Annotated in this window: 14 protein-coding genes; 9 read left to right on the top strand and 5 right to left on the bottom strand. The window is 70.1% G+C overall.

The features are described from left to right. Positions 1–380: 380 nt before the first annotated feature. From ABD352_RS38590 to ABD352_RS38575, 4 genes are all read left to right on the top strand, one after another. Entirely contained in the window at positions 381–866 is a 486-nt protein-coding gene (locus tag ABD352_RS38590; protein WP_344617522.1) for a TOBE domain-containing protein, read from the top strand. Positions 867–1,133: 267 nt separating this feature from the next. Beyond that, positions 1,134–2,879: a maltose alpha-D-glucosyltransferase gene (gene treS / locus ABD352_RS38585; protein WP_425553840.1), complete on the top strand. Its 1,746-nt coding sequence runs from the start codon at positions 1,134–1,136 to the stop codon at positions 2,877–2,879. Next, a complete protein-coding gene (locus tag ABD352_RS38580; protein ID WP_344617520.1) occupies positions 2,869–3,495 on the top strand; it encodes a hypothetical protein in 627 nt (208 codons plus the stop codon). The genes treS and ABD352_RS38580 overlap by 11 nt, the downstream gene beginning before the upstream one ends. Before the next feature lie 166 nt (positions 3,496–3,661). Beyond that, on the top strand, positions 3,662–4,795 hold the full coding sequence (locus ABD352_RS38575; RefSeq protein ID WP_344617519.1) for a uroporphyrinogen-III synthase: 1,134 nt from the start codon (positions 3,662–3,664) through the stop codon (positions 4,793–4,795). A gap of 144 nt (positions 4,796–4,939) precedes the next feature. On the opposite strand, the gene ABD352_RS38570 is transcribed toward ABD352_RS38575, so the two are convergent. After that, entirely contained in the window at positions 4,940–6,115 is a 1,176-nt protein-coding gene (locus tag ABD352_RS38570; protein WP_344617518.1) for a uroporphyrinogen-III synthase, read from the bottom strand. A gap of 556 nt (positions 6,116–6,671) precedes the next feature. On the opposite strand from ABD352_RS38570, the gene ABD352_RS38565 reads away from it, so the two are divergent. The 4 genes from ABD352_RS38565 (at position 6,672) to ABD352_RS38550 (ending at position 11,611) form a co-directional block, all read left to right on the top strand. After that, the gene (locus ABD352_RS38565) at positions 6,672–7,865 is read left to right on the top strand and encodes an ABC transporter ATP-binding protein (protein ID WP_344617517.1); all 1,194 of its coding nucleotides are present in this window, start codon (positions 6,672–6,674) and stop codon (positions 7,863–7,865) included. 91 nt (positions 7,866–7,956) lie between these two features. Beyond that, entirely contained in the window at positions 7,957–9,258 is a 1,302-nt protein-coding gene (locus ABD352_RS38560; RefSeq protein WP_344617516.1) for an ABC transporter substrate-binding protein, read from the top strand. Then, positions 9,258–10,694, top strand: a complete 1,437-nt coding sequence (locus ABD352_RS38555; RefSeq protein WP_344617515.1) for an ABC transporter permease — start codon at positions 9,258–9,260, stop codon at positions 10,692–10,694. Before ABD352_RS38560 ends, ABD352_RS38555 begins: the two co-directional genes overlap by 1 nt. 77 nt (positions 10,695–10,771) lie before the next feature. Next, complete coding sequence (locus ABD352_RS38550; RefSeq protein WP_344617514.1) at positions 10,772–11,611, top strand: carbohydrate ABC transporter permease; 840 nt, start codon at positions 10,772–10,774, stop codon at positions 11,609–11,611. Between the two features lie 170 nt (positions 11,612–11,781). Here ABD352_RS38550 and ABD352_RS38545 read toward each other — a convergent pair whose 3' ends face one another. The 3 genes from ABD352_RS38545 to ABD352_RS38535 all read right to left on the bottom strand — a co-directional run bounded on the left by ABD352_RS38545 (position 11,782) and on the right by ABD352_RS38535 (position 15,975). Next, on the bottom strand, positions 11,782–12,339 hold the full coding sequence (locus ABD352_RS38545; RefSeq protein ID WP_344617513.1) for a sigma-70 family RNA polymerase sigma factor: 558 nt from the start codon (positions 12,337–12,339) through the stop codon (positions 11,782–11,784). A gap of 99 nt (positions 12,340–12,438) precedes the next feature. Then, complete coding sequence (locus ABD352_RS38540) at positions 12,439–13,125, bottom strand: alpha/beta fold hydrolase (RefSeq protein ID WP_344617512.1); 687 nt, start codon at positions 13,123–13,125, stop codon at positions 12,439–12,441. A gap of 108 nt (positions 13,126–13,233) precedes the next feature. After that, a complete protein-coding gene (locus ABD352_RS38535) occupies positions 13,234–15,975 on the bottom strand; it encodes a helix-turn-helix transcriptional regulator (RefSeq protein ID WP_344617511.1) in 2,742 nt (913 codons plus the stop codon). A 225-nt stretch (positions 15,976–16,200) separates the two neighbouring features. Between ABD352_RS38535 and ABD352_RS38530 the strand changes: the two genes are divergently transcribed. After that, complete coding sequence (locus ABD352_RS38530) at positions 16,201–16,740, top strand: RidA family protein (RefSeq protein ID WP_344617510.1); 540 nt, start codon at positions 16,201–16,203, stop codon at positions 16,738–16,740. A gap of 23 nt (positions 16,741–16,763) precedes the next feature. On the opposite strand, the gene ABD352_RS38525 is transcribed toward ABD352_RS38530, so the two are convergent. After that, the gene (locus ABD352_RS38525) at positions 16,764–19,484 is read right to left on the bottom strand and encodes a right-handed parallel beta-helix repeat-containing protein (protein WP_344617509.1); all 2,721 of its coding nucleotides are present in this window, start codon (positions 19,482–19,484) and stop codon (positions 16,764–16,766) included. Between the last annotated feature and the right edge of the window lie 2 nt (positions 19,485–19,486).

Here is a 19,486-nt window from a genome sequence, read left to right as displayed (position 1 = left end):
CGAGAGTCATGCCCGCCAGCCATGAGGGCGTCCCGATCGGTGCGCACCGCTGACACCCTGCCGCACCATGATCAGCAGACGTCGATCGCCCCGCTACCGCCGTCTCTGCGCGAGAGCCGAGACCCCACCGGGGCGCGCTCGGCATCGTGACCGTTGGCGCGCTGCTTCATGTGAGACCAGGCAGACGCGGCTCATCTGTTGTCCGATCTCGGCCGGTGCTCCCGCTTCGTGCTAGTTGTACCGGTGGGCTCGGCGTCGACAACATCGTGATCTTGTGAGGCGTTTTGCGGAACGGTCACACGTCGTGGCCATCCCTGGTGTGCGGTGTGGCGGAGCACCAACACTCGTCTGACACGGTGCGCACGCGATCGGGGAGGCCAATGGCTATCAGCAACGTGTTGGACCGGAACACCGGCCCGTCGGTCGTGGGCGAACCACCGACCAACCTCGTACCGGCGATGCTTGTCGAGCATCTCGGTACCGCGGTCCTCGCCCTGGGCGGGCAACAGGTGCCGATGCCGGGACTATTGAGGCTTCGCCCTTTCCTGCGTCGTTACCTCGGCCGGCCGGTTGTCGTCGGGATCCGGCCTGAACACCTGCAGGATGCGGTGGTCGGGCGTCCCGCCGCAGCGGGACCGGCAGTCCTGGTGTTGCACGGTGTGGTGCGGCGAATCGAGCCGGTCGGCCCGGACCAGTTCGTCCATCTTGAGCTGGCCGATGCTGACGGTGACCGGTCGCCCGCACCGACCGTGGTGGCAAGGGTGAGCGGTCGATCGCGAGCCGGCGTGGACGCGCCGATCATGCTTGCGGTCGACATGCGGCACCTCATGGTGTTCGACGTCGACAGCGGTCGCGGTCTGTGGTGAGGCCGCAGGTGGTGGGATCGCTGCGCTGCGCGGCCGGCGCCTGCTGTGGTGTGCGGTGCTGACGCGCCCGGCTGCGGTGCAACCAGCGCGGTCGTGTCGATGGCGGTACCGCTGCCGGTCTTCGTCGTGTTCCAACGGTTCTTCCTGAACAGCACACCCGCCGGCTCGGTCCGGCAACCCGCCGCCCACCCGCCGCCGCGGCCGCCTGTCGACGACGACCGGCTGGCTGCGAGGCGGCCCCGCCATCGCCTCAGACGGGACGTCTCGATGACCCACTACCCCAATGCGCAACCCCCGGCAACGGCAGCGTTCAGCCGGGCCCGACTGGTCGATCGGGACTGGTACAAGCGCGCAGTGTTCTATGAGGTCCTCACGCAGGCCGGCTTCGACGCCAACAACGACGGCGTCGGCGATCTGCTGGGACTGGTGTCCAAACTGGACTATCTGGCCTGGCTCGGCATCGATTGCATCTGGCTGCCGCCGTTCTACGACTCGCCCCGCCGCGACGGCGGCTACGACATCCGCGACTACTACGCGATCTGTCCGGAGTACGGCACGATCGAGGACTTCGTGACCCTGCTGGACGAGGCGCACGCCCGCGGCATCCGGGTCATCACCGACCTCGTGCTCAACCACACGTCCGACACCCACCACTGGTTCCAGGAGTCGCGGAGCGACCCGAACGGGCCGTACGGCGACTTCTACGTGTGGCGCGACACGGACACCGAATACCCCGACGCCCGGATCATCTTCGCCGACACCGAGCCGTCGAACTGGACGTTCGACCCGGTCCGGCAGCAGTTCTACTGGCACCGGTTCTTCCATCACCAGCCCGATCTCAACTACGACAATCCCGCCGTCGCCGAGGCGATGCTCGACGTGGTGCGGTTCTGGCTCGACCTCGGCATCGACGGGTTCCGGCTCGACGCGGTGCCGTACCTGTTCGAGCGCGAAGGCACCGAATGCGCCGGTCTGCCGGAGACGCACGCCTACCTCAAACGCGTTCGGAAGGTCGTCGACGACGAGTACCCCGGTACTGTGCTGCTTGCCGAGGCGAACATGTGGCCGACCGATCTCGTGGAGTATTTCGGCGATCCCACGCTTGGCGGCGACGAGTGCCACATGGCGTTCCACTTCCCGCTGATGCCCCGCATCTTCATGGCGGTGCGCCGGGAGTCACGCGTGCCGATCTCGGAGATCCTCGCGCAGACGCCGAAGATTCCCGATGGCTGCCAATGGGGCACGTTCCTGCGTAACCACGACGAGCTCACCCTGGAGATGGTCACCGACGAGGAACGTGACTACCTCTACAGCGAGTACGCCCGCGATCCGCGCATGCGGCTCAACCTCGGCATCCGGCGCCGGCTCGCCCCGATGGTCGGCAACGACCGCAACCAGATCGAGCTGTTCACCTCGTTACTGCTGTCCCTACCCGGCTCACCGGTCATCTACTACGGCGACGAGATCGGTATGGGCGACAACGTGTACCTCGGCGACCGTGACGGGGTCCGCACCCCGATGCAGTGGAACGTCGACCGCAACGGCGGCTTCTCGCGCTGCGACCCCAGCCAGCTGTACCTGCCGATGAACAGCGGCTGGGTGTACGGCTACCAATCCGTCAACGTCGAACGGCAGTTGGAGGAGTCGGCGTCGCTGCTGCACTGGACCCGCAAGATGCTCGCCATCCGCAAGCGGCACGTCGCGTTCGCCTTGGGCGATCTGACCGACCTGGGCGGCTCCAACGGCGCGGTGCTGGCGTTCCTGCGCGAGTACCACGACGAGAACATCGATGAGGTGCTGCTGTGCGTGCACAACCTGTCCCGGCATCCGCAACCGGTGCAGCTGCCACTCGGCTCACGGTTCCACGGTCACACGCCGGTCGAGCTGACCGGCGACACCCGGTTCCCCAACATTGGTCTGCGGCCGTATCTGCTGACCCTGCCGGGTCACGGTTCGTACTGGTTCCGCATCCTGCCCCCGAACCGGCGCCGAGGGAGCGTCGATGTTCGATGAGTGGGATGCGGATCGCTTCGAGGCGAGCCTGATGCTGCTGGCTGGCACGCCACGGTTGCACTTCCGACCGGGTGCTGTGCGCGGCCGGGACGGGTGGGCGGCGGTCCATGCCCGCGCGGACGGCTCCTTACGGGTCGAGTTCGAGATGGAGCAGGCGCAGTCCCGGTTCACCGATGTGATGCGGAGCGTGCCCGACGCTACGTGCTGGACGGGCCGGCGGGTGGCCGGCATCCGCCGGCGGTACGAGACGTTCGTGGTCGACGTCGACGGCGCCGACCCGTCGAGCGTGGTCGGCCGGCTGCGCGGCGAGTGGACGCGGACCGTCGGGCTCCTGTTCGGCGACGGCGCGGCAGACGGAATGACGCTGCGGACCGGAGCCGCCGCGGTGTGGCGCTCGGCGCTGCTGACCGGGGCGCCGAGGGTGTCACGGGCCGGTCTTCGGCTGCGCGCGCGGGACCGGTCGTCGGTGGGCCTGCTGCTGCAGGCCGCGCGGGTGCTCGGGGTCGCCTGCCAGGCCCGCACCGGTCAGGGCGTCCACATGGTCCATGCCGAGGGGCCCGGCTTGATCACGCTCCTGGCCACGGTCCGGCCGACATCCGACGAGGCCGGCGCGTGAGGCACGTCGTGCAGGGCGTGCCGGCAGATTCGGTGAAGTAGTCAAGTGTCCGCCGGTCCGGCCGAGGCGGCCGGGCCGGCGGGTCCCAAAGGATCCGTCAGAAGATGCGACCTGAAGTGACCCGCCGTCGTCCATTATCCGTATAGGGTGCGTGACTCTGAAACGGGTGCAGACCACCAGCGTGAACGAGGCCGCGCGGCTGTCGACGCTCCTGGCCGGATTCACCATCGCCGTGATCGGTCACCGTCGCCGGCACCGCCTTGCCGACCTGCTCGAGCGACACGGCGCACGGATCGTCTCGGTACAAGGCGTTCGGGCGGTGCCGCAACCGGAACCGGACGCCATACGCGGGACCGTTGCCGCGTTGCTCGACGGGCCCGTGGACGACATCGTCGCCGCATCCGCGGGTGGTGTGCGGGCCTGGTTGCGGACGGTGCCGGACCCTGAGCGGCTGGTGGAGGTGTTCCGCTCGGCCCGCCTCCTGGCGGCCGACGCCCGCACCGCCGACGCCCTGCGGGTGTACGGCCTTCGCGACATTCTCTCCACTGCGGCCGGGTCGGCCGACGAGCTGTACCGGTATCTGCTGACCCACGAACCGGCCGGGCGGCGGATCGTTGCGCAACTCGACGCGCCGGTGCAGGCCGAGGCATGCGAGTCGCTCCGGATCGGCGGCGCCGACGTGGTCGAGGTGCCCACGTTCGTCACCGAACCACCGAACGACGTCGTCGGGGTGCGCCGGGTTGTCGAGCTGATGAGCCGCCGCCAACTCGACGCGGTCGCCTGGCTCGACCCGATCGCGACCGGTCATGTGCTGCGTTTCGCCGCCGACCATGGGCGGCTACCGGCCGTGAGCTCGCAGCTCGGCTCGCGGCACCGGCTGCAGGTCCCGGCCGTGTGCCGCGGCCCGCTGGCCGCCGCCGTGCTGCGCCGGCACGGCGTGGACCCACTCGTGCCGCCCCTGCCGTTCGACGAAGAGGTCGCGGCGCAGCTGGCGCGCGCGGTGCTCGACCGAGCCCTGCACGCAGCGGTCGCAGGCCGAGCGCTCGAGGTGCGGGGGCACGCCGTACTGCTCGACGGCCAGGTCTATCCGATCCAGCAAGGCCCCATCGACGTCCTGCGGGCGCTCACCCTGGAACCGGGAAGGGTCTTGTCCAGCGCGGACCTCCGGCGTCTGGTGCCCGGTCTGACGGACGTCGACGACCATGCGATCGAGATGGCAGTGTCCAGGCTGCGTCGTTCCTTACCGGACGCCGACATGGTGCAGACGGTGATCAGGCACGGGTATCGTCTCGCCCGCTGAGTCGGCTCAACGCTGCACCGCAGCCGCAGGTGGTGATGACCGGCACACTGAGTATGGTCATCCCGGCCGGACCGGCGGCTTTCGTCGCCGGAGAGCTGAGGCGCTCGTCGGTCTGGGCAGCGCCGCCCGGCTCGATGCACCGGATCAGGAAGCGAGCCGGTAGCCGCGGCGTATGACCGTGTGGATCAGCTGCGTGCCGTTGAGGGCCCGGCGCAGCCGGGATATTGCCATCTCGATGGCGTGGTCGTCGACGGCGGCGCCGGCCGGCATGTTGCGGCGGATGTCGGCGCACGACATCACGCGGCCCGGACTGCGGGCCAGCGATCGCAGCACCGCGATCGGGACCGGCTGGACCGGGATCAGCTGGTCGTCGACGACGACCGCCTGTCCGCGGATCTCGACCTGGTGCGGGCCCAGCTCTACCCGCACGGCGTTGGCCGGCAGCATGGCGATCAGCGTCGCGACGAGGTCGTCGGTGTAGCCGGCCGGCCCGATCAGGGGTCGTACGCCTTGGGCGACCAGTGGGGCCGCGGTCAGCGGTCCGAGGCAGACGGCGGTCACGTCGTCGCACAGGGCGTTGAGCAGGTTGGGCAGCCGCCGGTCGTGCTCGGCCTGCTCGAGCAGGTTCTCGGTCGCCTCGGGGCTGGTCAGTGCGATCGCGTCGATCTGCCGGCGGATCAGCTGGTCGGCCAGCCGCCGTAGGTGCTCGGAGTGGTTCGGTGGGTGGGCACGGTAGGTCGGCACCTCCACCACGTCGGCGCCCTGCCGGCGCAGCGCCCGGCACAGCTCACGCAGCGACGGCGTGTCGACCTGCACGACGATGCGCCGGCCCGCGACCGGATGCGCGAGCAGGTACCGCAGCAGCTCCTCGGTCGAGGCGGCGGCGGTCGACCAGATCTCGCGCGGGCCGAGCTCGCGCAGGCTGTCGGCCGCGGCGCCGTCACGGGCCAGTAGCCGGGCGCGGCCGAATGCGGTTGTCAGCCGGTCGGCGAGATGCCACCGCTGCGCCGACGCGAGCCAGGCGCGGAAGCCAAACGGCGAGGTGACGATGAGGTCCTCGATCGGCGCGGCCAGGCACTGCTCGGTGGCCGCGCGCAGCTCGTCCTCGCCGGGCTGGGCGACGGTCCGCAGGGCCTGCACGGCGAGGACCTTCGCACCGGCCTCCTGCAGCGGAACGGCGAGCGCCGGCCGTCGGTGCTCTGTTGCCAGCGCCACCGTGTAGCCCGTCAGCGGTGCGATGACCGGGCTGCCCGATTCGCCGGATCCGCCCGCGGCGTATCCGCCGGCTGCTCGCCGCGGGTTGGTTAGCGGTGGCGCCACGGGCGTACTCCTCTCAACCCCGGTGGACTGGCGGCAGGCACATCCGGCGTCATCGACGGTGGCAGAACGGTGGGCGAAGGTGCGGGACGGCCCGAGGATCGGGGGGCGGTATCCGCGGCCACGGGCGGTCGTGGCCGAGCGGGTCCCGATGATCGGCCCTTCGCGATGGGTTGTCGTCTACCGTGCCAGGAAATGCACGAGAGGATAGTCACGATATGGTAAACCTCTGCTCACTGATTTCTACCGCAGCCCGGGTGCTGCAAAAATGAATGCGTCGCCAGAACGGCGACCGGTTGGTTGCGCCTCAATTCACGACAAAGAGCGGCGACAATCACGGCGAAGCGGACATCTGCGGCGCGTCATCCCCGGATCCAGATTGTGATCTTGTGAGGAAGGCAGCGTTTTCTGTTGCGGATCGTTACGCGGTCTGGTCATCGCCTCATCAACGCGGCAACACTCGCCACACCATTTGATTCGGAGGCCGTCGCGGCCTATCTGTGAACGCGTGGCGGCCATCAGCCGAATCCAGACGAACCCAGCAGATCGGGAGTGGTCCGTGGCGGAGGTCAGGCTCGACGAGGTGAGCAAGGTGTACGCCGACGGGACACGGGCCGTCGACGGGCTGAGCCTGGACATCGCCGACGGCGAGCTGCTCGTGCTCGTCGGTCCATCCGGTTGTGGCAAGACCACGGCGCTGCGCATGGTGGCCGGGCTCGAGGACATCAGCGAGGGTGTCCTCAGCATCGGCGGCCGTGTGGTCAATCGGGTACCGGCCCGCGACCGTGACATCGCGATGGTGTTCCAGAGCTATGCGCTGTACCCGCACCTCGACGTCTACGACAACATCGCCTTCGGCCTGAAGTTGCGCAAGGTGCCCCGCGCCGAGATCGAGCGCCGGGTCGCCGCGACCGGAGCGGCGCTGGGGCTGAAGGATCACCTGCGCCGCCGGCCGCGGGCGCTCTCGGGCGGGCAGCGCCAGCGGGTCGCGATGGGGCGCGCGATCGTCCGCGAGCCGCAGGCGTTCCTCATGGACGAGCCACTGTCCAACCTGGACGCCAAGTTGCGGGTGCAGATGCGTGCCGAGATCGCGCGCATCACCCGGCAGCTCGGCGTCACGACCATCTACGTCACCCACGACCAGACCGAGGCGATGACGCTCGGCGACCGCGTGGCGGTCATGAAGAAGGGTGTGCTGCAGCAGGTGGCCTCCCCGCAGGAGCTCTACGACCAGCCGGTCAACGTGTTCGTCGCCGGCTTCATCGGCTCGCCCGCGATGAACCTGGTCACCGGCGTCTTCACAACGTCGGCGGAACAGGTGGTGCTGCGAATCGGCGACCAGTGCCTGCGGGTCGACCCGGCGCTGTTGCAGGCGCGGCCGGGTGTGCGGGCGTACTTCGACCGGCCGGTCGCCGTGGGTATCCGGCCTGAGGACATGCAGGACATGAGCCTGGTGCCACGCGACAGCGCGATGCTCTACGCCACCGTCGACCTCGTCGAGGCGCTCGGCTCCGACCTGCTCGTGCACCTGCGGATTGCGGCGGACGGTGTCGTCACCGACGACACCCGCGAACTTGCCCGCGACGCCGGCCTGGACCCGGCCGCCCCGGCCGGCTCGGGCGTGCCGCTGACCGAGTTCGTCGCCAGGTTCAGCCCGCGCTCGCGGATCCGCAAAGACGAACTCGTCGAGGTCGCCGTCGACACCGCTCGCCTGCACGTATTCGACTTGGACACCGGCCGGTCGATCCTTTGATCCGCGTGACCCGCGGCGCGGTCGACCGCCAACGCCCCCGCTGGGCCCGGCGTGGGACGACCTGACACCCCTGACACGAAGGAGATCTTTCATGGCACGTATGGCACCGCTGGCCGCGGCGCTGGCCGCGGTCGCGCTCGCTGCCGGCTGCGGGGGCACCACGTCCGACCCGTCCGGCACACCGGGCCTCACCGGCACCGTCGAGGTCGTGGCGAAATGGTCGGGCGTCGAGCAGGCCAACTTCAAGAAGGTCCTGGAGCGCTTCGAGAAGAAGACCGGCGTCAAGACGATCTACACCTCCGCCGGCGACGACGTTGCATCGTTTCTCAACCAGAAGATCTCCGGCGGCACGCCGCCGTCCATCGCGCTGATCCCGCAGCCCGGCACCGTCGCCGAACTGGCGAAGAAGGGCAACCTCAAGACGCTGAGCGGCGAGGCGCTCGACGCGGTCACGGCGAACTACAGCGCCGCGTGGAAGGACCTCGGCACGGTCGACGGCAAGGTGTACGGCTTCTATCTGAAGGCCGCCCAGAAGTCGATCTGCTGGTACCGTACCGACGCGTTCGCCACGGCCGGCGTGAAGGAGCCGAAGACCTGGGAGGAGTTCGTCGCCGCGGCCAAGACGCTCGCCGACGCCGGCATCACGCCGTTCGCGGTGCCGGGCGGGTCGGCCTGGTCACTGACCGACGTCTTCGAGAACGTGTACATCCAGGTCGGCGGGCCGGACAACTACGACAAGCTCGCCAAGCACCAGATTCCGTGGACCGACCCGACCGTGGTGGAGACCCTGAAGATCATCGGGCAGCTGTGGTCGACGCCGCGGATGATCGATGGCGGCAACGCCGGTGCGTTGAAGATCGACTTTTCGCAGTCCGTCGCCGAAGTGTTCGGCGAGAAGCCCAAGGCGGCGATCCTGTGCGAGGGCGACTTCGTCGGCTCGGAGATCACCAAGGCGGGCAAGTACAAGGTGGGCGACACGGCCAAGTACCTGCCGTTCCCGTCGATCAAGGGCGCCAAGCCCTCCGTGGTGGTCGGCGGCGACCAGGCAGTGGCACTCAAGGACGACAAGGCGACCATGGCGCTCATGGCGTACCTCGCCTCGAAGGAGTCGGCCGAGATCTTCGCCGGCGGCGGCGGGTTCATCACCCCGAACAAGACCGTCGATCCGACGGCGTACCCGGATGATACGGTGCGCGGACTGGCCAACCTGGTCGTCAACGCCGACGTGATCAAGTTCGACATGTCGGACCTGGCCCCGGCGTCCTTCGGCGGCGGCACCAACGCCGACGAGTGGAAGCTGCTCCAGGAGTTCCTGGGCAACCCGACGATGGATGTGAACGCCTTGGCCGGCAGGCTCGAAGACGCCGCCAAGAAGGACTTCGGGAGCAATTGATGGTGCGCGCGTCCGAGCCGGCAGGGACATTCAGGGCTGCACCGGCAGCGAGGAACAAGGATTGGGCGTTCGCCCAACCGGTCCGGGGCGACACGCTCGCCCGCCGGCCGGACGCGCCGAACGGCAAGCCCTGGCAACGGGGGCGGGGAGGGCGCCGCTGGGAAGTCCCCGGCCTCATCACGGCGCTCTTCCTCGGCCCGGCGCTGCTCATCCTGGCCGCCGTCGTGGCGTACCCGATCGTCGCGACGGTCTGGTACAGCTTCTTCAACGCCGACGGCACCCGCTTCGTCGGTTGGGCCAACTACGTCGAGATGTTCACCGGGCCGGCGACCCGCCACGCCATCCTCAACAACGTCATCTGGGTCGTCGTGGCCCCGACGATGGTCACCGCGCTCGGGCTGGTCTTCGCCGTGCTCAGCGAGCGGATCCGGCTGGCCACCGCCTTCAAGACCGTCCTGTTCATGCCGATGGCCATCTCGTTCCTCGCGGCCGGCGTCACGTTCACCCTGGTGTACCAGGCCGACAAGGACCGCGGCGCGCTCAACGCCGCCATCGTGTCGATTCACGACGCGTTCAGGCCACCGTCGAAGTATTACGGGACCAGCCCACGCGAGGAGGCCGGCCTGGTGACCGTGGACGGCGCCGTGCAGACCGAGCAGCCGGCCGCCCCGACCGCGCCGGTGCTGCTGCCGATGGTCGGACTCCCGCCCGACCGGCTCCCGGCCGAGGCGGTCGACGCAGCGCCCGACGTCCGCGGGACCGGCCTGCGGGGCGTGGTCTGGCTCGACTTCACCCCCGGCGGCGGTGGCCGGCCCGGCGCCGTCGACGCGGGCGAGAAGGGACTGCCCGGCATGGTCGTCGAGGCGGTACGCGACGGCAAGGTGCTCGCCACGACCCGGACCGGCCCCGCGGGCAGCTTCGTCTTCCCGGAACTGAGCGGTGACGGGTATACGGTCCGGCTGGCCGCGTCGAACTTTGCGGCTCCGTTCGAGGGGGTCACCTGGCTCGGTGGCAGCGTCGTCACGCCCGCGATCATCGCTGCCTACATCTGGATCTGGGCCGGCTTTGCGATGGTGCTGATCTCGGCGGGCCTGTCCGCCATCCCGCGTGACGCGCTGGAGGCCGCCCGGGTCGACGGCGCCACCGAGTGGCAGGTGTTCCGGCGGGTGACCATCCCGCTGGTCCGCCCGGTGCTGGTGGTCGTGCTGGTCACGCTGGTCATCAACGTGCTGAAGATCTTCGACCTGGTGTACATCCTCGCGCCGGACCCGGTGACCCAGGACCACGCCAACGTCGTGGCGCTGCAGATGTACCAGACCGCCTTCGCCCGCCAGAACACCGGCCTGGGCAGCGCGCTGGCCGTGCTGCTCTTCGCGCTCGTGGTGCCCGCCATGCTGTACAACGTCCGCCGGCTGCGAGGAGACAGGGACCGATGAGCTTCGTATCCACAGCCAGAGTGCCGACGCTCGAACCGGCCGGCACTGCCGTGACGGGCCCGCCGAGGCGCAGCATCGTGTCCAGGATCGCCACCCGGGTCGGCGGCGGGCTGATGTACACCGTCGTCGTGCTCATCGCACTGATCTGGCTGCTGCCCACGACCGGCCTGCTGGTCGCCAGCCTGCGCCCGGCTTCCGCCAGCGCCGCCACCGGCTGGTGGCACGTCTTCAGCAAGCCCAGCGAGCTGACCCTGGCCAACTACACCAACCTCCTGCACAACCGCGACATGGTCGGCGGCCTGTGGAACAGCGTGCTCATCACCGTGCCGTCCACCATCCTGGTCGTGGCGATCGCAGCGCTGGCCGCCTACGCCCTCGCGTGGCAGGACTTCCGCGGCCGTGATGCACTGTTCGCCGTAGTCGTCGCGCTCATCGTGGTACCGGTCCAGATGGCGATCATCCCGGACGCGAAGCTGTTCGGCGCGCTCGGCATCTTCGGCACGCTCGGCGGTGTGATCGTCTTCCACGTGGCCTTCGGGCTTCCGTTCGCCATCTTCCTGCTGCGCAACTTCTTCCTCGGCATCCCACGCGACCTGCTCGAGGCGGCCCGGATGGACGGCGGCACCGAGTTCATGATCTTCATGCGGGTGGTGCTGCCGATCGGCTGGCCGGCGATCGCCTCGCTGACCATCTTCCAGTTCCTCTTCGTCTGGAACGACCTGCTGGTCGCGAAGGTCTTCGCCGGGGCGTCGAGCAAGCCCATCACCTACGTCCTGCAGGAGCAGATGGGCACGTTCTCCTCCAACGTCGACGTGATCGCGCCCGGCGCGTTCCTGTCGATGCTCCTGCCGCTGATCGTGTTCTTCGCCTTCCAGCGGTACTTCGTGCAGGGCGTGCTCGCCGGTTCTGTGAAGTAGTCAAGCTCCGCCGGTCCGGCCAACCCAACCAGGCGGCCGGATCGGCGGACCTCAGGTATGGCGTGTATCGACGTCGCCGGTGGCGACGTCTCCGTGGCATGCGGCCGCACGCTCGTCACTCCAGCACCCGGATGATTGATCGGCACCCGCAACGTGAGCGTGGGGGCAGCCTACGCCGGGGTGCAAGTGCGAGCCTCGGCCGTGGCACGGTCGATGTACTGCGCGTTGCGGGGGTTCGACGGTGAGCGGCGTTTGCGTTCCAGCACCGCGCGCAGGGCGCGGCGGGCGTAGTACGTCCGCGACTTGACGGTGCCCTCGTGCAGGCCGAGCGTGGCGGCCGCCTCGGTCGTGGAGCTGCCCCGCAGGTACAGCTCCACGAGGATCTGGCGGTGATCGGGAGACAGCTCGGTCAGGGCTGCGCGGATGTCGCATCGCGCGATGGCGCGCTCGATCGGGTCGTCGTCGGCCAGGTGTGCGGCGAGGTCGACTCCGGTGATCTCAGCGGGCCGGGTGACGCGCGCACGGGCCGCGTCGGTCGCGATCCGGCGGGCGACGGTGAACAGCCACGGACGTACCTCTGCGATGTCCGTGCTGAGGGCGTCGCGGTGCCGCCAGGCGCGCAGGAGGGTCTCCTGCAGGTGGTCCTCGGCCAGTTCGGCCTGGCCGAGGGTCAGTCGCAACAGGAATCGGTACAGCGCGTCGGCGTGTGCCTCGTAGACGCCGGCCATCCATGCTTCGGGACATTCACTGTGCGGGGCGTGAGCGGCGCCGTGGCACATCCCGGCCTCCTTCCTCGTATCGCTGGGCAGGAATCACAAGGGCGCGCGTCAGCGCTCGGCCAGTCCGGCCGCGGCCTGGGCCACCAGCAACGCGACGGCTTCCGGCTGGGAGATGTAGACGCAGTGGCCGGCCGTCACCTCGACGACCGTGCTGCTGGCGCGTTCCGCCATCGCCCGCTGCACGGGCGGGGGGATCATGCGGTCGTCGGTCGCGACGAGGTACCAGCTCGGCTTGATGCGCCACGCCGGCTCGGCGACCGTACCCCGGAGGGCGTCGACGCCCCAGGGTACCTGCGAGTCCGCCATGAACTCGGCGAGCTCGACCGGAAGGTCCGCCGCGAAGGAGCCGTGGAACTTGTCGCGGTCCAACAGCAGGTGACCGGCGCCGGCGGGGACGATCGGTGGCACCGGCGCGCCGGGTGGCGGGCTCGCGATGAGGGTGTTGACCGACTCGCCCTTGTCGGGGGCGAACGCGGCGATGTACACCAGTGCGACGACACTGGGGTGGGTGCCGATCTCGGAGATGACGGCGCCACCGTACGAGTGGCCGACCAGCACGACCGGACCGACGCAGGTGTCCAGTACCCGCCGGGTGGCGGCGACGTCGCCGTCCAGCGACTCCGTCGGATTCTGTACGACGCTGACCCGGAACCCGTCGCCGCGCAGCAGGTCGTAGACCTGCTGCCAACCGGATCCGTCGACGAAGCCACCATGGACGAGGACGACATCCCTCACTGGATCTGGCATGGGGCGCTCTCTTCCTGACCGTAGTAGTCAGAGCACGCTATGCCGCCGTGGCGCCCGCGGAATTCCGTCAGATGACGTAAGTGCGCGGTCTGATCGTCATTCCTCCGGCAACTGCTCCAGCGCGTCGCGCAAAGCCGCGCGCGACGTGATGCCGAGCTTCGGGAAAATCCGGTACAGGTGCGTGGACACGGTGCGCGGCGACAGGAACAGCCGCTCACCGATCTGCTTGTTGGACAGGCCGGCCGCGGCCAGGGACGCGATTTCGCGCTGCTGGGGCGTCAGCGCCTCCGGTGCGATGTCGCGCGTCCTCGTCACGGCGAGACCGGTGGCGCGCAGCTCGGTGCCGGCGCGCGTCGCCCAGGGATGCGCCGAGAGACGCTGGAAGATCTCCAGGGCGGCCGTCAGGTGCATCCGCGCTTCGATGGTCGCCTTGGTCCGGCGCAGCCGCTCGCCGTACGCCAGCTGAATGCGGGCCAGGTCGAAAGGCCAACGATCTGCTTCCGGTACCTCCAGCGCCGCCACGAACGGTTCGTTGGCCCCGGGATCGGGGTCGGCCAGCGCCGTGGCCGCCGACACCAGCATGGCCAGGCGCGGTGAGAGCTGCGCCAGGCCGGCGTCCCGGGCCGCCCGGGCGTGGGCGGCGGCTTCGGCCTGGTGCCCGGACCGGGCGGCGGCCTCGGTGAGGTCGAGCACGAGCCACAGTGCGTGGGGCGTGTACGCGGACAGTTCGCCGGGCGGACTGACCAGACTCGCCTGCCGGTACGCCGTGTCGAAGTCGCCCCGTGCGTGCGCCGCCAGAGCCTGGACGTGCGCGGCGTATCCGCGGACGAGACCCACCCGGCGCGGCACTGCCCACCGCAGCATCGCCTCCGTGTCGGCCCGGACCACCGCCTCGTCGCCCCGGGCCGCCGCCAGCATGGCTCGCAGGTAGATGCCGGGCCAGGCCAGCAGCCGGTAGCTGTACTTGTCGCACAGCGCGAGTCCTTCGTCGCACCACGCCTCGACCTCGTGCCACCGGCCGGCGAGGTACCCCTCGTTGGCGAGCAGAAAGAGCGCCTCGATCACCGAGGTGGTGGCACTGCCGTCACGTCCCTGGCTGACCACCCGGTGCAGCGCGGCGCGGCAGCCGTCGAGGCGGTCGAGGTAGGCCCCGGCGGTGGCGGTGCGCACGATGCGGGCCGGGCTGTTTTCGTCGGAGAGGCGCTCGATGGCCGCGTCCAGATCGGCCAGTGCTGAAGCCGCGCGGCGAGCGGGGTCCGCCAAGGTCCGGCTGGAGATGCGCAACAGCTCGGGCGGCCACGGCACGAGCCGGTCGATCGCCGCGTCGGTGGCCGGCCACATGTCCGGCCGTCCGCTGAAGAACGCCACCATCAACAGGCTGTACAGGGCTTCGATCAGTGCCTTGTGGTGCGCGTCGGTCGGGTCGGCGAGCGAATCGACGGCGCCGATCAGCAGCCGGTGGGCGGAGTCCACGTCGCCGTCGCCGTTGAGCAGGTAGTAGCTTCCGGCGACCGCGCCGGCCAGCGACCCGGCGCGGTCGGGGTCGGCGCGGCGCACCGCGTCGAGCAGCCCGGGCAGGGCGGCCAGGTCTCCGGTCACGGTGGCGCCCAGGTAGGCCGCCTCGGCGATGCGGCTGCCCCGATCGGTGCCGTTCGGGCTGAGATCGGCTGCTCGCAGCAGTTCGCTGATCGCGCCCACGGCGTCACCGCGACGCAGGTTGGCGTGCGCCACCGACTGCATCAGCGCGGCCACCTCCTCGTCCGGGCCTTCGGCCGCTTCGGCGAGGTGCCACGCACGCAGCTCGGGCCGGTCGGGGCGGCGGGTCGCCAGCAGCCGGTGCGCCGCGCGCCGCTCCTCGCTCGTGGAGAGCTCGACGATCGCGGACCGGATCAGCGGGTGGCGGAACTCCAGCCGGCCACCACCGGCGTCCACCCGGACCAGCCGCGCCCGTTCCGCGGGGCCGAACGCCTTGAGGGTGTCGGCGCCGCCCTCGTCCCCGCGGAGGGCGCTGAGGTCGTCGGTGCCGTCCAGCACGGCGAGCAGCAGCAGGTCCCTGGTCGCCGGCGGAAGGGGTTCCACCCGGCCGGCGAACACGGACTGCAGCCGGCGGGTCAGCGGCAGGACCCCCCGCGGCGCGCCGGTCGCGCCGGCCGGCGAATCGGCCACGGCGAGCGGCAGTTCCAGCAGCGCGAGCGGATTGCCCCGCGCCTCGTCCAGCAGACGCTGCCGCATGCGGATGTTGAGCGCCGGGTAGCGCTCGCGCAGCAGCGTGTCGGAGGCGGCAGCATCCAGTGGCAGCAACTCCCGCTCGGGCAGCCCGACGCCGTCGAAGTAGCCGGCCTCGCCCAAGCGGGACGCGCCGAGGAAGCCGACCCGGACGGTGCTGAGGCGGCGGGCGACGAAGGCGAGGACCGCCGTGCTCGCGCGGTCCAGCCACGGCAGGTCATCCACGACGATCAGCACCGGTCCGGTCCGAGCCGCGTGCTCGAGCAGCGCCAGTGCCGCGTTGGCGATCATGAGCTGGGCGGCCGACTGGCCCTCGTAGAGACCTAACCCGATACCCAGCGCTCGGCGGCTCGCGCCGGGCAGCGCAGGCAGGAGGTCGAGGATCGGATGGAGCACCTGATGCAGGCCGGCGAAGCTCACCGTCGCCTCGAACTGCGTGCCGGCCGCGTGCAGGACCCTGGTGCCGACGCTGTCCGCGTAGCTCGCCGCGGCGTCCAGCAGCATCGTCTTGCCGACTCCCGCGTCGCCGTTCAGCAGCAGCGCACCACCGGACCGCGCGGTGCCGTCGACGAACGTCCGAAGCAGCTGGAGATCGTCCGCCCGGCCGACCATCGCACCATTTGACGCGGTTGGCCGGGATTCGCCGCCTCCCATTGGCGGCCCCCTTCGCATCAAGTGAGAAACGACATCGTACGCGCACGGGTGAGGCTGGCGGCAGACCTGCCGGTGAGGCCGACCAGTCATTTGACGAATGCTCACGGACGTCACTATGAGCCAGGCTCGCAGACATCAAGTTCGGGCAATGGAAGGACCGCACGAAACCGGAAGGAGTACGCCATGCGCCGCCACGCCGACCGTGTCACCGACGCACCGCTGCACCACCGTACTGTCCGCCGCCGGCTGTTCACCGGGGCCGGGGCCGCCGGAGCCGCTCTTCTCGCGGGTGGACTCGCCGCACCCGCTGAGCCGGCCGGTGCGGCGCCCTCGTCCCGCACCAACCTCATGTACTACTGGGTGTCGGATCAGCAGTCACTGGGCTACTCGCAGGCCGTCCAGGTGGGCGACACCGTGTGGCTGTCCGGCACGGCGAGTCTCGACCCCCAGTTCAAACCCGTGCACCCGGGCGATCTGGCGGCCCAGATGGCGTTCATCTACCAGCGGATCGGGGAGACGCTGAACCGGTTCGGACTGGGGTTCCGTCACGTCGTGCGCGAGAGCATGTACGTCACCGACATGGCCGCGCTGATCAACGCCCTGCCGTACCGCAAGAGCATCTACGGCTCCGGTCCCTTTCCCACCTCGACGACGGTCCAGGTCAGCCAGTTGCTGTTGCCGGAACTCATGATCGAGATCGAGACGACCGCCTGCCGGGCCTGACCGGCCGGGCGTCGCTGAGCGCGCTATGACTCCGGTGCCCCGTCGCCGGCTGCCGGAGCGTCGATGTCCGGCAGGTCGGCCGGGGCAAGCGCGCTCAGTTGTCGCGCCGTCATCTCCGCGCCCGCGGCGCTGTACTGCTCGGCGATGCGCCGGGCGTGCCGCTCGGTCATCTCCTGGAAGACCTTGCGGGCGAACCGGCCGTTGCCGAATCCTTCGCCGCGTTGCACCGCCCAGAAGTACCGGTGCAGCGCTGCGCGAGTGTCGTCGTCCAAGAGGTACTGGTGGGCGTTGGCCTGGTGCACGACGATCTGGACGAGCTCGTCGGCGGAGTAGTCGTCGAAGGTCAGGGTGCGGGTGAACCGCGAGGCGAGGCCGGGGTTGGCCGAGATGAAGCGCTCCATCTCGTCCGGATACCCGGCCACGATGACGACCACCTCGTCGCGGTGGTCCTCCATCAGTTTGACCAGTGTGGAGATCGCCTCCTGGCCGAAGTCGTTGCCCCGCCCGTCGGGTACCAGTGCATACGCCTCGTCGATGAACAGCACACCACCCAGCGCGCGCCGGAACGCCGCCTGCGTCTTGGGCGCGGTGTGACCGACGTACTCACCGACGAGGGTGCCCCGGTCCACCTCCACCAGATGGCCGTTGTCCAGCATGCCCAGCGCCCGCAGGATCTGGCCGTACAGGCGGGCAACGGTGGTCTTGCCGGTCCCGGGGTTGCCGGCGAACACCAGGTGCCGGCTCAGTGGCGGCGGCAGCAGACCGGCCTCCTCCCGCCGCTTGACCATCTGCATGAGGTTGACCAGCGTGCCCACGTCCTGCTTGGCCCGTTCGAGCCCGACCAGTTCGTCGAGCTCGGCGAGCAGCTCGGCCATCTCCTTCTCCGGGCCGGCCTCGCCGGCGTCGCCGGACGGGACGCGACCCCCGGCCCGGCCCGGCCGGGCCTGGGCGGAACTGGGGATGGTCGTGGTGCGCACCGCCGTGATCTCGCAGTGTTCGAAGACGGCCGCGGCGTCGTCGTCCAGTACCGCGTCCTGGTCGACGTCGTGGATCCGGCAGTCGCGCACGACCGGTCCGGCCTTGGTACCGATGTAGAGCGCCGCGTACTCGGTCTCGGAGAAGTCACAGCCCTCTACCGTGCCGGCGGACTGGGGTGCGAAGTACACGGCGTTCTTGCGGCACTTCGTCACGGTGGTGGACCGGATGGTGGGGTCGGCCCGTGTCCACACCACCAGGCCACTGCCGTGCACATTGCTGATCTCGCAGCTTTCGATGTGGGCCTGGCTCTCGCGGTCCAGGAACACGCCCGCGGCGCCGCTGCCGTCGAAGCGGCAGCCACGGACGGTCGGGCTGCTGGACGGCCCGGCTTCGAGGCCCGACTGCCGTGTACCGGTGACCACGCACTCGTCGATCAGCGGCCGGTGGAGCGTCTGATCGACCCGGACGCCGACCACCGCGTCGGTGATGGAGACCCGCCGGACGGTGGCGTCACTGGCCCCCTCGAGCTGAAGACCGTTCATCTGCGTCTGTTCGATGCGGCCGCCGGTCATCCGCAGGACCGACCGGCCGGTGACCCGCACGCCGTGCTCCGCGGCGCCGGCCACGGTGCAGTCGGCGAGGTCGGCGGTGGCCGCCCCGCTGAGATGGACCGCGGTGAAGCCCGACGGGCCGATGGTGCACGAACTCAGCGAGGAGGTCGACTCGTCGCCGAGGAACAGCCCGTTGGCGGCCGAGCCGGTCATCGCGCAACCCTCGGCGATCAGGTGGGCCGAGTCACGGATGACCAGGGCGGTGCTGGCGCTGTCGGTGATCTGGCAGCCGGTCAGGTCGACGCGGCTCTGCCCGGTCGCGGAGACGCCGGTCTTGCCCGGGCTCACCAGTTGGCAGTGCTGCGCCCGCAGTTGCGCGTCGGCCGCGGCGACCAGGGCCGTGCCGCCGGCCCGGGAGATCGTGCACCCGGTCAGCTCGATGCCTTGCGCCGGCGGCTGCTGCGGTCCGGACGCTTGCGGCACGCCCAGCGGGGCACTGCCGGTGGCGTGCACGCCGTCGCCGGCCAGGTCGCGCAGCCTGCTGTTCAGCATGCGCAGACTGGCGCTGCCCTCGAGGACCACGCCGGCGCCGCCGCTCTCCGCGACGTCGCAGTCCTCGAGCACGGCCCCGGTGGTGTCCCGGAGGTGCAGGCCCGCTCCGGTGACCCGGACGAGGCCGGTAGTGCTCAGTTCGGCCCGGGCCGCCTGCGCGAGGATCACGCCAGAGCCGTCCACGTCCTCCACTGTGCATTTGGTCAGCCACAGGTGGGCATCGCCGGTGGCGTGGACGCCGGCACCCCCGCAGTCACGGATACGGCACCGGTTCAGGGTGGCCCGGGCCCACCCGGCCACGTCGATCCGGCCGCCCCGTACCTGGCAGTCCTCCATGACAACCGTGGCGTCGCGTACCGACACCGCGATGCCTTTCGGGTCGCCGCTGTGTACGACGAGGCCGCGCAGGGTCGCGGCGCCGCTGTGCACGCTGATCGCCGGTCCTTGGGTGGCGACCAGCTCCACCGTGCCCTCGGCGCTCTCGGCGCTGATCACCACGTCCCGGTCGAGCACCAGGTGTTCGTTGTAGGTTCCCGGCGCCACGGTGATGACCGAGTTTTCCGGGGCGGCCCGCACGGCCGCGCCGATGGTGCGGTGTGCGCCCCAGCCGCGCGCGGCGACGCGGTACGACCGTCCGGCGGCGACGGGCTTCGGTGTCTGCATGG

Origin of the sequence: Dactylosporangium salmoneum (assembly GCF_039532525.1) — a bacterium.
In the GTDB taxonomy this organism is placed as follows: domain Bacteria; phylum Actinomycetota; class Actinomycetes; order Mycobacteriales; family Micromonosporaceae; genus Dactylosporangium; species Dactylosporangium salmoneum.
Note: the sequence above shows the minus strand (reverse complement) of the source record. Positions and strands in the feature narration are given on the sequence as shown.